Here is a 15185-nt window from a genome sequence, read left to right on the forward strand (position 1 = left end):
CGGCTACCTCCGATGCTCCTCTTCATTAAAATAAGACTTATAATTGACATGGTAATTCCCGTCCGGGAATAAATAATGGTACAGGTCTACAAAATAATCGTCCGTCATACTTGCGATATAGTCCACTACGATCTGACAGGGTTCCTCATCTCTATAGGCGCTTGATGTCTCATAGTGTGCCCTGGCATCCTCCACATATTCTATATGATGCTTAAAGATCACAGAATCCTCATTCCCTTTGACTAAGTCGGAATACAGCTTTTCATAAACTTCTCTGAACATAGGTTCCACATTTTCCGTATAAATGCGGTCCAGTTTTTTGTTAAAGTAGATTTGCTCATAGTTTTCTTTCTTAGCATTCTTCATAGCCTCGTAATATTCGGAATCCAGCATAATATAATCCTTGCGGTAGCTGTTTTCCACGATATTCACCGTCAGATTGTTGATGATCTCCGCATTCTCCACACCTATCTCTCCCTGGGTAAAGATTCCACTGTTTTCGATAAGCTTTGCTTTCTTTGCATCCTGCCGGTCCTTTCCCAGATAAGCCACCATATCACAGATCCTCACGACACATCCTTCCAATGTAGAAGGAATCAGTGTTTTAATATAAGCCTTATCTCTGCTGCACTGTTCTGTCTTTTCATAAAACTCCTCAAAGGACACCATATGGCACGGACGGTACTCCTGCTGTTCAAACTCTCCGTTATGGCACAGGATTCCGTCCAGGGTCTGCAGAGAGACATTTCGTTGAAACATCCCATCCAAAACCCGCACGCTGTGGACGTTGTGCTGAAAATAGCGGCCTGTTTTCTCATGGTAGATCTGGTTTAAAAAGCGCTCTCCTGCATGGCCGAACGGCGTATGTCCGATATCATGCCCCAGCGCGATGGCCTCAATCAGGTCACAGTTTAAGCCCAGAAGCCTGCCGATATTCCTGGCAATCCTTGAGACAAGCTGGACATGAAGGGACCTTCTTGAGATATCGTCATTCAAGTAAAAGGAAAAAACCTGGGTCTTATCCGTATAACGGTTGTAATATGGGGAGTGAATGATCTTCTCCACATCCCTGACAAATGCCGGTCTCCAGAGACTGGCCTCATCCCGATCTTTATTTCTGCGGATCACCTGTTCATCCCTGCAGGCGTATGGATTGACCCATCCCTGTTCCCGGTCCTTTATGATTTCCTGCTGCCGTTCTTTTGATAATTTGTGATAGGTAAGCATTTTGTCCCCTCTCTTTCTAAATAAAATCGTTCCTTACAATTCTGGTATTCTGACCTGCGTAACAGAAAAAAGCCCGCAATCATCATTGCCGGCTTTTCTTCTTTCCAGCGCCCAGACGCTGTCCTTGTTTAATTTTTGTCTCGCACCCATCCTGTGTTCTGTCGAGAAGGCACTGGTCAATGTCCACCTTGTCTCCCTGAAAAAGCAGGACAATGGTAGATCCGCCGAATTCAAAGTAACCCTTTTCCATGCCGCGGCGCATACGCCCCTCCTCATGGTGGTTTACGATCCTTCCAACCATCAGAGCTCCCACTTCCATCTGTACCACATGGCCGAAATGCTCTGTCTTCATCATGGTAAATTCCCTGGCATTTTCTTTATAGATGGAAACATAATCATTGGCCACAGGATTTACGGTGTGATACGTTCCATTTATAAAATAGTTTTTGCTTTTCTTACCGTTGTCAATATAGCAGTACCTGTGATAGTCGTCCACAGTCAGACGCAGAATGACTGCGTAGCCGTTCATGAAATGATCTGCGATTTTTTTGCTTCTTAACAGCGACTCAACCGTATACACTGTATCTTTTACACAGAAAGAAGTATCCTCCGTGATACGGTATGCGCTGGCTTTGCAGTCGCACGGGCTGAACAGAATATTTTCATCCTCCGGCAGCGGACGCTTTCCAGGCCTGATCCTTCTGGTAAAAAAATCATTGTAGGAGGTATAGGATCTGTCCTCATACTCCCGCATATCGATCCTGTTTTTTCTGATAAAACGCTGAATCAGACATTTTGAACAGGACGTATTTAATATAAATCCCCCAAGCCTGGATACCCAGGGCTTTGTGAGAAACTTTAGTTTGATCCTTCCCAGAAAGGTCCCGTACAGCAGTTTTAAAAACTGATCCTGGAATGTCTCTTCCTCATAACAGCGGCCGCTTTGGTCTATATACTTCATTGACTGTCTCCTTTATAGAAAATAAATACGGACTGCCACCAGAATACCGATGATGACAAATGCGAACATACACTTTTTCCCAGGCTTAAACACGCTGAAATCAATCACAAACAAAAGAGAAATGATCAGCACAGCCAACAGGTATATGTAAGGAAACTGTGCGGTAAAAAAACGCTTCAGCTGATACACAATGGGCAGGATCAACGCCACTGACGTGACCGGAAGTCCCCGGTAATGTTTTCTTCTCTCACTTGTCTCTGCCTGTCTCTGTTCCTCAGTGACATTAAAAAATGCCAGGCGGATCACAGCCCCTAAAATATACATCATATAAATAATCTTTGCGTACCAGGCGTCCATCCCCATGGAGTATCCGATCACAACCGGAAACGCCCCAAAACAGATCAGGTCACAAAGGGAATCAATCTCAATCCCAAACTTCTTTGCATCGTCAGAACGTTTGATCATCTTCGCGACGGTCCCGTCATACATATCAGTGAATCCGGATATCATCAGACAAATCATTGCTATTTTAAAGTTGCCGTTGAATGCCGCTGACATGCCGAACACTGCACTCACAACGCCCGCATATGTCAGTATGACTGATACATTATAAAATCCTATCATAATTAAACCTCTATTCCTTACGCTTTATTGTCACATGTGCCACAAATGTTAAAAATGCACTGATCAGAACCAGCGCATAATAACTGATTCCGCGGCTCAATAACATGGCCGGATACAATAAGCTGCCCCTGAATATCTTCCTAAAGATACTTAAGAACAGACCTTCGCTGATTCCCATTCCTCCCGGAAGCGGCAGCATATCCACTGAAATTGAAATCACACACTGCAGTGCCACGATATCCACAAATCCCAGCGCTGACAGTCCCAATGCCCGGTAGACCAGATATGTGATGGAAAAATGCAGAATCCTCTGCGCCAATGTGACCAAAAACATCTCAAAGATCATCAACTTATGTTCTTTTATGACCGCAGCTGCCTTGTGGTAATCCTGCATCCATCCTTCGATCTTGCGGATCCTCTCCTCTTTCTTCTTAAGGATGTGGATCTTCTCCAGTCCCCGTGTCATTCCCAGCAATACTCTGGATGCCAGAGTGGGTTCAAATACAAGCATCAACATCAGTGCTACACAGAAAACGTTTAAGCCAATACCAAGATAAAAGAAAAAAGCCACCTGGGATATATAATCTGTGATCAGACCATGCCGGAAAATAAAGATCACCGCTCCCAAAAAGACAAGTACAAACTTATACAGTATTGTGACGATCATTAAAACAACGGTCCCGACTGACACGTCAACCTTGTCTCTGTTCATATAGTAAAGCTGAGCCGGCTGTCCTCCTGTAGCTGACGGCGTGATGCAGCTGAAGAAAAATCCTACAAATGAATAAAGAACGCAGTGCCTTTTTGGCACACGATACCGGAGTACACGAAGCATTCTGTCAATGATAAAAGATTCACAGCAGACAAATATAATGATCAGGGCAAAACCCAGTATATAGTAAACAGGACTGACGCTTCTCATGACATGCAGCAGTTCAGGCAGCTCTTTTCCCCGGAAAATTGCATAAAATGTAAGCCCGAACAGTGCAAAAAAGAAGATGCCGTTGCCAATCCAGCGCTTCTTATTCTCCATAACCTACCTCTTTGTCAATTGCCCTCTCCAAACGGACTCCTCTGTTGACCTTTGTGAAAATACCCTGCAGCTTCAGATACCAGTCCGTCTTCTGACCGACCAGATACATGGCTTCTGCCAGTAAAACTCCTGCAACAAGGTCTATGATGTAATGCTGCTTCGTTACCTGTGTGGAGATGCATACCAAGACCGCAAAAACACAAGAAAAACGCTGATACCATACAGGAACCTTTTTCTGACCGCGGATTCCCACATAACAGAACCAGCTGACCAGACAGTGGATCGACGGAAACAAGTTTGCCGACGGATCTACTGTATATACAAGTCTCAGCATTTGGTCCCAGAACCCGCTTCCGGTGATCTCAGGCCTTGCAAGTGTTGTCGGGATCAATACAAAAAAGACTCCGCAGACAATTCTGGAAAGAAAATCCCCCACTAAGAACCGATATAAATGCTCTTTTCCGATCCTTCCAATCATAATGTAATTCACTGCCCAAAAGAGATAACAGATCAGATAAATACTAGTGAATCCGGGAATAACGGGCACTGCCCTGTCAAAAGCTGTTGTAAAATCATAATGCTTTAAATCCCTGCACAAAATCTGGGTACCTGTATATATCAGTGAATTAAAAGTGAAAGAACAGATCAAAGGAAGCACTGCATATTTGGGAATTAAATTCCATAAATATCCTTGCTGTTTTTTCATGTTTCGCTCCTTTACAAACAAAAACCATGTCAGATATTTGACATGATTCTTGTTTAATTATAGCTTTCCCTTATCAAAATGTAAAGCTAAGCGCATTTATTTAATACATTTGTAAGAAAATTCAGGATCTGCGCTTTTTCTTCTTTCGGTTGAACACAAGATAAATACAAGGGATGAAAATCAATGTGAGCAAGGTTCCGTAAATCAGGCCTCCAATGGTGACGATTGCCATTGGCTGCACCATCTCTGCTCCGGATCCCATGCCAAGTGCCATTGTGGAAAGCCCCAGAATCGTTGTGATGGCTGTCATCAGGATTGGCCGGATTCTCATAGCCCCTGCAGTTATGACGGCATCCATCATCTCGCAGCCTTTATCTCTCAGCTGGTTCACAGTATCCACCAGCACGATTCCGTTGTTTACAATGATACCCGACAGCATAACAAAGCCGATCATTGCAATAATGCTGAGATCCTTGCCTGCCACAAACAGTCCGATGAGCCCTCCTGTAAATGCCAGAGGGATCGTAAACAGAATGATGAACGGAGACTTTAAGGACTGGAACTGAGCAACCATGATCAAGTACATAAATGCAATTGCCAGTATTAACATAAGCCCAACCTGGCCCGCTGTTTCATTGATAGATTCCATTTCACCCGCTATCTTGTAGCTGTAGCCTGCCGGTGCCTTATATCCCTTCAAAGCTTTCGTTACATTCTCGCTGACAATACCAATATTATATCCGTCCTTCAGTTCTGCTGTCACAGTCAGAATTCTCTCCTGTTCTGACCTTGAGATTGTAGAAAGACTGTCGGTATCGTGGAAACTTGCAACTTTGGATAGAGCGACCTCCTTGCTTTCACCTTTCTGTGTTCCGGTAAGCTTCATTTTTTTCAACTGTGATCTTGTGATATTGTCCTTTGTATCATTGGACACCTTTACGTCCCACTGTTTCTCATTCTGGTTGATCGTCGTAGCCGTGGAGCCTTCCTGGAGCTTCGCATTTAGCTGCTGATATACGGTAGCCACTGTCAGGCCGTATTTTGCAGCCTTGGCCTTATCCACCGTCACATGGATATCCGGTGTGGTTTCCTCCTGGCCGTCACTTATATTTTTTGTTCCTTTAACGGTGCCCACTTTCTTCGCTATATCCCTGGCAGTTTTTCTCAGGGTATTCATATCATTTCCTTTTACTTCAATGGAAATACCGCTTCCTCCAAGGGCGCTCATATCCATATTGGACTCCTGCACCTGGATCTCACAGTCGAATTTCTTAGTCTTATTCAAGATTTCGTTTTTAATTTCTTTGTTGGTGTGTTTTTTGTCTTCCTTTAACATAATGTAGACACTTGCAGTATCCTGGTTTGCCTTACTTGAAGATGAAGTACCCCCGATTCCTGAAGAGCTGCTCACCATAGCACCCACACTGTCTACGTCAGAGATTTCACGGATCTTCTTCATGACAGTATCTGACATGGCGGCTGTATCGCTTAGTCCTGACCCCTTCGGCATCTCAATGGTAAGACTCATCTCTGTACTGTCCATGGATGGCATAAGGGAGGTACCGATCTTAGTCGCTCCGATGACCGCGCCCACAAACACTGCCAATGTCAGAATGATTGCGATCCACTTGCGCTTCAGAACCTTTTCCATTACACCTCGGTACAGAGACTGGAGGCCGTCAAACAGCTTGTTATCTTTCTCTGTCACTTTGTGCAGTACGCCAGCAGACATCATCGGCACAAAGGTTACCGCCACGATCAGACTGGCGATCAATGAGTATCCGATGGTCAGTGCCATATCAGAAAACAGCTTTTTGGTCAGCCCTGTGGTAAATACGATGGGCAGAAAAACTGAAATCGTTGTCAGCGTGGAAGCCGTAATAGCACCTGCCACTCCCTTGGCACCCTCAATGGCCGCCTCTTTGACCGGCACTCCTTCCTTTCTCAGCCGGTAGATATTTTCTATGACGACAATCGAATTATCTACCAGCATACCGACTCCAAGTGCCAAGCCGGAAAGTGAGATCACATTCAGGGTAATACCGCTGAAGTACATCATGACTACCGCAAAGATGACGCTGATTGGTATGGAACAGGCAATAACCGCTGTAGGTTTGATATCCTTTAAGAAAACAAGCAGGATCAATACTGCCAGTACTGCACCCATCCCAAGGTTCTGTAAGACGGAGCCAACTACCATGTCAATGTAAATGCCCTGATCCATCAGGTTTGTATAATGCAGTCCCGGATTTTCTTTCTTAAGAGTATCCAGCTTTTCAGACACTCTCTTGGATACGTCCGCTGTGGAATAATTATTCTGTTTCTGCACACTCAGAACCACCGCATCATTTCCATTGATCCTGCAGTATGTGTCTTTCTTGTTATTGACTACAGCCACATCTGCCACATCGCTTAAACGGATCGGGGCAAAATTCTTAATGCCAAGATCCATCAACTCCAGGTCCTCCAGGTCCTCCTGGCTGGAAACCTTGTCCCCGACTCTTACAAGATACTGGGTATTATCTTCCGAGATATAACCTGCCGGCATCTCAAAATTCTGAGCAATCAGCATGGCTTTTACATTATCCACAGTGATCTTATCCTTAATGTTGGCCGCTGCTTTTGCCTGCTTTTTGCTGGCGTCCAGCTGCTGCTGCCCCATTGTGATCTGGGACTCGCCCTGTGCGATCCCGATCTCTCCTGATGTCATCTGGCTGTTTGCATTAGCTGACTGTGCAGTCACCGTAGTCAGATTGGCATCTACCTCTTTCTTGCCTTTCTGTATCTGCTTCAGTGCCTGTTTTAAGGCCTTTATATTTTTATCCAGCGTCTTGATGGTGCTGTCGGCTGTCTTGAGCTGCTTGTTTATCTCCGCGATCTGTACCTGGAGCTGCGCTTTCTGTGCAGGATCCGTCACCGTCTTAAGCTGCTCCTCCAACTGTTTGACACTTGCCTCTCCTGCCTGCTTTACAAGCTCCAAAACCTTTTTCTGATTCTCAAGGTTTGTCAGAGCACTTGTAACCTCGACTTCCTTCTGGGCAAGGCTCAGTTTTCCGCTGTTTAAGGCAGTCTGTGCCTTGGCCAGTGTATTGTTTAACTCGGTTCTCTTAGAGTTGAGCTGGGCTTTGCTTCCGTCCAGCTTTGATTTCGCACGGTCCAGCTTATCCTGGGCCTCGTCAAACTGGCCGTTTAAGGCCCTCTGTATCTTTTTATTGAGGGATTTAATCTTATCCTCATTGATAATGACATTGATATTTTCCTCAAGCATTCCTGTCTGGCTCACAGAAGCCACACCTTCCACTGCTTCCACCCCAGGCGAAACTTTGTCCTTGATGAGCTTGGATATCTCCGACATATCTTTGTTATCTGAATCCATCGCTGTTACAAGGACCGGCATCATATCCGGATTTAACTTCATGATCGTAGGATTACCCACCTTATCCGGCCAGTATCCCTTGATCATATCCAGCTTTTCCCGCATATCAAGAGCTGCGGAATCCATATTAGCATCCCCCTCAAACTCCATATATACAATGGACATATTCTCGCTGGAAGAAGATGCTACCTGCTTGATATTAGAAATTGTAGCCATAGCCTGTTCCACAGGCTTTGTCACGGTGGTCTCCACTTCCTCCGGAGAAGCCCCCTGATATGTAGTCATAACAAGCGCATATGGAAGTTCCATACTCGGAAGCAGATCTGTGGTCATTTTTGAAAAAGAGACAACTCCCAAAATGATCACAAGGACGACGCCTACAATGACAGTATATGGCTTTCGTACACTAAACTTTGAAAACATGATTTTACCCCTTCTGACTTTTTGTATTATAAGAATAATACAATGTTAGCATGACCGGCAAGATGATTCAAGTTTTTTTGAATATTATTTTATATTCCTACGTAAAATAAAAAGAAAAAAGGAGATAGATTGAAATATGAATGAGACATATCCATTTTCCCTCGAACCGCTTCCATACGATTATGATGCACTGGAACCAGTGATTGATGCTGAGACTCTCAGATTTCACCACGATAAACATCTTGCTGCTTATGTAGAGAAGCTGAATGCTGCGATCAAACCACACGAGGAGCTGCACAACATGACATTAGAACAGCTTCTCACTGAACCGGATAAAATACCTGAGAATGCAAAGACTGCTATTAAAAACAACGGCGGAGGTGTTTATAATCATCAAGTCTATTTTAATGCCATGGAAAAAGATGAATTCACTACCCCGGAAGGTGAAATCGGGAAAGCAATCGAAAGAGATTTTGGATCTTTAGATGCTTTTATGAAAGAAATGACAGAAGCTGCCCTCACAGTGTTCGGTTCTGGTTATGGATGGCTTGTAAATCACAACGGAACGTTAGAAGTCATAAAGCTCCCGAATCAGGATGTGCCGCTCAGTGATACCCTTTATCCCCTTCTCCCCGTAGATGTCTGGGAACATGCGTATTATCTCCAATATCAAAACCGCCGTCCGGATTATGTGAATAACTGGTTTTCTCTGATCAATTGGGATTACGTAAACAAAAGGCTGGAAGACAGTAAGAAATGGTTTGAATCACAAAAGTAATTTGAAATATTAAAAAAATGGAACGATCCGGTATAGTTATCCGATCGTTCCATTTTGTATTTATCGTCTAAACGTCTACACTGTAGTTTGGTGCTTCTTTTGTGATATGGATATCATGCGGATGGCTTTCTTTCAGAGATGCAGCCGTGATCTGTACAAACTGTCCCTTTTCCTGAAGCTGCTCCACCGTCTTTGCGCCGCAATATCCCATACCGGAACGTAGTCCACCAAGCAACTGGAATATGGTATCTTCCGCTGTTCCCCTGTAAGCAACACGTCCCTCGACACCCTCTGGAACCAGTTTCTTAGCATTGGTCTGGAAGTAGCGGTCTTTGCTTCCACATTCCATAGCAGCTAAAGATCCCATTCCACGGTATACTTTGTATTTTCTTCCCTGGTAAAGTTCAAATTCTCCAGGACTTTCGTCACATCCAGCCATCATGCTTCCGAGCATACATGCGCTGGCTCCGGCTGCGATAGCTTTTGTAATATCTCCTGAGAACTTGATACCACCGTCAGCGATGATTGGAATTCCGGCTTTTTTAGCCTCCTCATATGCTCCCATGATTGCAGTTATCTGTGGCACTCCGATTCCTGCCACAACTCGTGTAGTACAGATGGATCCAGGGCCAATTCCCACTTTAACTGCGTCAGCTCCTGCCTCGATCAATGCCTTTGTACCCTCTGCCGTAGCCACGTTCCCTGCAATGACCTGAAGCTCAGGATATGCTTCTTTTACCATTCTGACTGCTTTTAGTACATTGGCTGAGTGTCCATGTGCTGAATCAACGACAACTACATCCACATGTGCATTTACCAGTGCGTCAACTCGGTCTAAAATGTCTGCTGTGATGCCGACTCCGGCTCCGCACAACAGCCTGCCCTGCTCATCTTTTGCAGCATTTGGATATTTGATCTGTTTTTCAATATCCTTGATTGTGATCAAACCTTTTAAATTAAAGTCCTTATCCACGATCGGCAGCTTTTCTTTTCTGGCTTTTCCTAAAATCTGTTTTGCCTCTTCCAGTGTAATGCCTTCCGGAGCTGTCACCAGATGTTCAGATGTCATAGATTCTTTGATCTTTTTAGAAAAATCCGTCTCAAACTTTAAATCACGGTTTGTGATAATTCCAACCAGTTTGGTTCCCTCAGTAATCGGCACTCCTGAAATACGGTATTTTGCCATCAGATCATCTGCGTCCTGAATCGTATGGTCCGGGCTTAAAGAGAATGGATCAGTAATAACGCCGTTCTCAGAACGCTTCACCTTGTCCACCTCGTCTGCCTGCTGTGCAATGGTCATATTCTTATGAATGATTCCGATTCCACCTTGTCTTGCCATTGCAATAGCCATGCGGTGTTCCGTAACAGTATCCATGCTGGCACTCATCAAAGGAATATTTAATGTAATCTTGTTTGTCAGACGGGTAGCAGTCTCAACTTCATTCGCGATTACTTCTGAATATCCCGGCACTAATAAAACGTCGTCAAATGTAATTCCCTGGCCAATTAACTTTCCCATTTTTTCCTCGCTTTCTATCTCTTTCGTAATCTAATTTATAGTTTTATACTATAACAAATTCTAAATTCTTTGTCAACAAACAAAGGATTATTGTCTGATAACAATAATCCTTTGTACATTCGATTTAGTCTTCTGTGATTAAAATTTTGGAACCGACTTTTAACTTAGGCATAGGATTTGCCTCAACACAGATGCTTCCCGGCAGCCCTGCCTCAGACGCTCCGCTGAATACTACAGTTAGATGTCCCAATGTTTCTAAATTTGACTGGGCAATTTCCCCTACAGCAGTAATTTTAAATTCAGCATCATCAATAACCAGTGTATTCCCTTTGCTGATCGTTCCGTCTATCTGGTTGACATCAATGAAATGACAGAAGTCTTTCAATGTGTCCGGAACATTCTCGCCGAACAGCACAAACATTCCTTCGTCATAAAAGGCATCAACCTGGTCTCCCAACTCATAGACAGACGTTTGAAAAATTGTTTTGCTCATATCCTGTCCTCCTGATTATCCTCTTAATTTTTTGTCGATCGCCGCTGCTGCTTTTTTGCCGGCACCCATAGCCAGTATGACGGTTGCCGCACCAGTGACTGTATCTCCTCCTGCATAAACTCCATCTTTGCTTGACTCCATTGTCTCTTCATTGACAATGATTCCGCCCCATTTTTGAACATCCAGTCCTGGGGTAGTCTGGCGGATCAATGGATTCGGGCTTTGACCGATGGCGATTACGACAGTATCAACATCAATGTCGTAATTGGATCCTTCAATCGGAACAGGAGATCTTCTTCCTGATGCATCAGGCTCACCTAATTCCTGTTTTACAATCTCCATCTTATCTACCCAGCCGTCTTCATTGGCTTTAATAGCAACCGGATTGTTTAAGAATTTGAAGATGATTCCTTCTTCTTTTGCATGGTGAAGTTCCTCCAGACGTGCCGGAGCCTCTTCCTCACTTCTTCTATAAACAATATAAACTTCATCCGCACCCAAGCGTTTTGCTGTTCTTGCTGCATCCATTGCCACGTTTCCTGCTCCCACAACCGCAACTTTCTTTCCGATCTTTACAGGAGTCGGATACTCTGGAAATTCATAACCCTTCATCAGGTTCACACGGGTTAAAAATTCGTTTGCAGAATAAACACCAAGGTAGTTTTCTCCTGGTATATTTAAGAATCTTGGAAGTCCTGCGCCGCTTCCTACAAAAACTGCCTCATACCCCTGCTCCATCAGTTCATCGATGGTGACAGATCTTCCAACGATCACATTAGTCTCAATCTTAACTCCGAGATTCTCAACTGACTCTATTTCTTTTGCTACTAAGTCCTTCGGCAGACGGAATTCTGGGATGCCATAACTCAGTACTCCACCCGGTTTGTGAAGTGCCTCAAAAACAGTAACCTCATATCCCTTTTTAATCAGTTCCCCGGCACAGGTGATACCAGCAGGTCCGCATCCGACCACTGCAACTTTTTTTCCATTTTTTTCGATGTTCACTTCCACCGGCTTTGCGTTTGCCATATGATAGTCTGCCACGAACCGTTCCATACGTCCGATTCCCACAGCCTCACCTTTGATTCCTCTGACACATTTCCCTTCGCACTGGTTTTCCTGAGGACATACACGGCCACAGATGGCAGGCAGGGCATTCTCACTTGTGATCACTTCATAAGCGCCTTCAAAGTCTCCAGCTGCTACCTTTTCAATGAACTCAGGAATCGGTACATTGACCGGACATCCGTTCACACAAGGTTTATTCTTACAGTTTAAGCAGCGGGTTGCCTCTTCCATAGCCATTTCTTTCGTATATCCCAAAGCAACTTCTTTAAAATTCTTATTCCGAACATTCGGATCCTGTTCCGGCATTGCTACTTTATTTGGACTCATATTTGCCATGACTACTTACCCCTCCCAATCTTGCATTCGTGTTCTTCTTCTCTAAACATTGTCTGACGTTTCATACACTCATCAAAGTTCACCTGGAATCCGTCAAAATCCGGTCCGTCTACGCAGGCGAACTTTGTCTCTCCGCCTACAGTGACGCGGCATCCGCCGCACATTCCGGTTCCATCAATCATGATAGGATTTAAGGACACCATGGTAGGAATATCGTGCTGTTTTGTAATGTTTACAACATTTTTCATCATGATCAACGGCCCGATCGCAATCACTTCATCATACTTGACGCCTTTTGCAATCTGATCTTCCAGTACATTGGTAACGAATCCCTTTGTCCCAAGGCTTCCGTCATCTGTAGCGATGAAAACATTTTCACAAAACTCTTCAAATTTTTCCTTTAAAATGACAAACTCTGCACTCTTGCCGCCAATTATGACATCAACTGGAACTCCCATATCGGCAAGCTTGCGCAGCTGAGGGTAAAGTGGTGCTGCACCGACTCCTCCTGCCACACCTAAAACTCTCTCTCTTTTATGTAACATGGATGGCTGTCCAAGCGGACCAACAAAATCGGCTACAAAATCTCCCTCTTTTTTCTTGCTCAATAATTCCGTAGAATAGCCGACAACCTGATAAATAATTGTGACAGTTTCTTTCTCTCTGTCATAGTCAGCGATGGTTAAAGGAACCCTCTCTCCATTTTCATCCACGCGGATAATGATGAACTGCCCTGGTTCACATTTCCTTGCTACAAACGGCGCGTGAATTTCCATCAATTCAACCAAGTTATTAAGTGTCTCTTTTTTTACTATTTTATACACCAAATACACCTCTTTCTGCATCTTTTAATATCTTTTTTATTATATCGTGAATCTGCACAATAGCAAAGCATTTTTTGCAAATTCTTAAAATACTCTTAATAAAAGCAAAAACCATCCCTTGTTTCGGCATAGCAAAGTGTTGAAATACATCTATGCAAACAGAACTTTTGTGTATTTAGGCCACAAAAAGAGAAGGTACTTGTGCCCTTCTCCTTACAATATCTTATTGAGTCTGTCACTGTGGTCGATCACGGTCTTTTTTAGAAGTTCTATATCTGTCTCAAGGACCTCCTGCCTTTTGATGACCATCTTGTATCTGGATGAATCTTCCCGGTTTTCAAACAAAACATTCAGTTTTGTACAGATCTCATTTTCCAAGATCATATGGATATCTGAGAAACCAGATTCCATTGCAGTTCTGAGTCCGGACACTTCCCCTTCGGTACGTTCCAGACGAGACGCTATAGAGTCTGTCTTCTCAGAAAGAAGATTTGTCTTTTCTGCAAGAATATCAGTCCGCTGAAGCAGCAGACTGTTTTGTTCACACAAAAGCTGTGTCGTTCTGTCTAATCTATCTGTTTTTTCTTCCAGAGAATCTGTTCTTTTCCTTAGCTGCTTAATATCGTGTTCCATTCTATCAGTTTTTTGATCCAGACGACAGATGCTCTGATTCATCTCATCGGTTTTTTCATTCAGGTTTTGGATATTCTGCTCCATTGCATCAGTCTTTTGATTCAGGTTCTGGATATCCCTCTCCATTACATCGGTCTTTTGATCCAATCTCTTAAGATCCTTGCTCAGAGTATCCGTTTTCTCTTCCAAGATATCAGTTTTTTTATCCAGTCTCTGAATATCCTGACTCAGCTTATCGGTCTTCTCATCCAGCCTCTGAATATCCTGTGTCAACCCGTCGGTCTTCTCATCCAGTCTCTGAATGTCCTGTGTCAACCCGTCGGTCTTCTCATCCAGTCTGTGAATGTCCTGTGTCAACCCGTCGGTCTTCTCATCCAGTCTCTGAATGTCCCGGCTCATCCCGTCAGTCTTTTCGTTCAGCTTCTGGACATCCTGTGTCAATCCGTCAGCCTTCTCATCTAGTTTCTGGATATCCTGTGTCAGTCCGTCAGTCTTCTCGTCCAGTCTCTGGATGTCCCGGCTCATCCCGTCGGTCTTTTCGTCCAACCTATGGATATCCTGCGTCAGTCCGTCAGTCTTCTCGTCCAGCCTCTGGATGTCCCGGCTCATCCCGTCGGTCTTTTCGTCCAACCTATGGATATCCTGCGTCAGTCCGTCAGTCTTCTCGTCCAGCCTCTGGATGTCCCGGCTCATCCCGTCGGTCTTTTCGTCCAACCTATGGATATCCTGTGTCAGTCCATCAGTCTTCTCATCCAGTCTCTGGATATTCTGTGTCAGTCCGTCAGTCTTCTCGTCCAGCCTCTGGATATCCTGTGTCAGTCCATCAGTCTTCTCGTCCAGCCCCTGGATGTCCCGGCCCAATCCGTCAGTTTTCTCGTTCAGCTTCTGAATGTCCTGACCCAGCACATCTGTTTTTTCTTCCAGTTTTTCTGTCTTAACAGTCAGCAGGTCAACCTTTCCCTCCACACGCTCCATTCTTCCGTCAAATGTAATCATACTGGAATTCATCTGTTGCATTAAATCATACATGTCTTTCATCATCTGTTCTTCAGGCAAAACATCACTTCCTTTCTTCTACAAATGTTATAAATTGTAAATATTATACTTCTTTTACTCTTTTATGTCCAGTCATTTGTACTAGAATACCTTTTTCATGTCATAAAAAAAAGAAGACTGACGTA

The 15185-nt window shown here is 44.1% G+C and carries 12 protein-coding genes; 1 reads left to right on the forward strand and 11 read right to left on the reverse strand.

The annotated features are described in order from the left end of the window. Positions 1 to 3: 3 nt before the first annotated feature. From AR1Y2_RS12765 to AR1Y2_RS12790, 6 genes are all read right to left on the reverse strand, one after another. Positions 4 to 1227 carry a deoxyguanosinetriphosphate triphosphohydrolase family protein gene (locus AR1Y2_RS12765; protein ID WP_137329299.1) on the reverse strand — a complete coding sequence of 408 codons (1224 nt, stop codon included), beginning with the start codon at positions 1225 to 1227 and terminating at the stop codon, positions 4 to 6. Positions 1228 to 1309: 82 nt separating this feature from the next. Beyond that, a complete protein-coding gene (locus AR1Y2_RS12770; protein ID WP_137329300.1) occupies positions 1310 to 2188 on the reverse strand; it encodes a phosphatidylserine decarboxylase in 879 nt (292 codons plus the stop codon). A 12-nt stretch (positions 2189 to 2200) separates the two neighbouring features. Beyond that, entirely contained in the window at positions 2201 to 2812 is a 612-nt protein-coding gene (locus AR1Y2_RS12775; RefSeq protein WP_137329301.1) for a CDP-alcohol phosphatidyltransferase family protein, read from the reverse strand. A 10-nt stretch (positions 2813 to 2822) separates the two neighbouring features. After that, complete coding sequence (locus AR1Y2_RS12780) at positions 2823 to 3845, reverse strand: lysylphosphatidylglycerol synthase transmembrane domain-containing protein (protein ID WP_137329302.1); 1023 nt, start codon at positions 3843 to 3845, stop codon at positions 2823 to 2825. Continuing rightward, the gene (locus AR1Y2_RS12785; protein ID WP_137329303.1) at positions 3835 to 4551 is read right to left on the reverse strand and encodes a phosphatase PAP2 family protein; all 717 of its coding nucleotides are present in this window, start codon (positions 4549 to 4551) and stop codon (positions 3835 to 3837) included. The genes AR1Y2_RS12780 and AR1Y2_RS12785 overlap by 11 nt, the downstream gene beginning before the upstream one ends. A 121-nt stretch (positions 4552 to 4672) precedes the next feature. Further along, positions 4673 to 8350: an efflux RND transporter permease subunit gene (locus AR1Y2_RS12790; RefSeq protein WP_137329304.1), complete on the reverse strand. Its 3678-nt coding sequence runs from the start codon at positions 8348 to 8350 to the stop codon at positions 4673 to 4675. A gap of 136 nt (positions 8351 to 8486) precedes the next feature. Here AR1Y2_RS12790 and AR1Y2_RS12795 point away from each other — a divergent pair, with 136 nt between their 5' ends. Continuing rightward, positions 8487 to 9128: a superoxide dismutase gene (locus AR1Y2_RS12795; RefSeq protein ID WP_137329305.1), complete on the forward strand. Its 642-nt coding sequence runs from the start codon at positions 8487 to 8489 to the stop codon at positions 9126 to 9128. A 67-nt stretch (positions 9129 to 9195) separates the two neighbouring features. On the opposite strand, the gene guaB is transcribed toward AR1Y2_RS12795, so the two are convergent. From guaB to AR1Y2_RS12820, 5 genes are all read right to left on the reverse strand, one after another. Next, a complete protein-coding gene (guaB, locus tag AR1Y2_RS12800; protein ID WP_137329306.1) occupies positions 9196 to 10650 on the reverse strand; it encodes an IMP dehydrogenase in 1455 nt (484 codons plus the stop codon). Between the two features lie 124 nt (positions 10651 to 10774). Next, positions 10775 to 11143, reverse strand: coding sequence for a PTS glucitol/sorbitol transporter subunit IIA (locus AR1Y2_RS12805; protein ID WP_137329307.1), 369 nt, complete (start codon positions 11141 to 11143; stop codon positions 10775 to 10777). Positions 11144 to 11158: 15 nt separating this feature from the next. Further along, positions 11159 to 12547 (reverse strand): NADPH-dependent glutamate synthase, encoded by a 1389-nt coding sequence (gltA, locus tag AR1Y2_RS12810; protein ID WP_137329308.1) that lies wholly within the window; start codon positions 12545 to 12547, stop codon positions 11159 to 11161. A 2-nt stretch (positions 12548 to 12549) separates the two neighbouring features. After that, a complete protein-coding gene (locus AR1Y2_RS12815) occupies positions 12550 to 13371 on the reverse strand; it encodes a sulfide/dihydroorotate dehydrogenase-like FAD/NAD-binding protein (protein WP_137329309.1) in 822 nt (273 codons plus the stop codon). Positions 13372 to 13584: 213 nt separating this feature from the next. Further along, positions 13585 to 15060, reverse strand: a complete 1476-nt coding sequence (locus tag AR1Y2_RS12820) for a coiled-coil domain-containing protein (RefSeq protein WP_137329310.1) — start codon at positions 15058 to 15060, stop codon at positions 13585 to 13587. Positions 15061 to 15185 lie beyond the last annotated feature (125 nt).

The sequence above is a fragment of the Anaerostipes rhamnosivorans genome, assembly GCF_005280655.1.
In the GTDB taxonomy this organism is placed as follows: domain Bacteria; phylum Bacillota; class Clostridia; order Lachnospirales; family Lachnospiraceae; genus Anaerostipes; species Anaerostipes rhamnosivorans.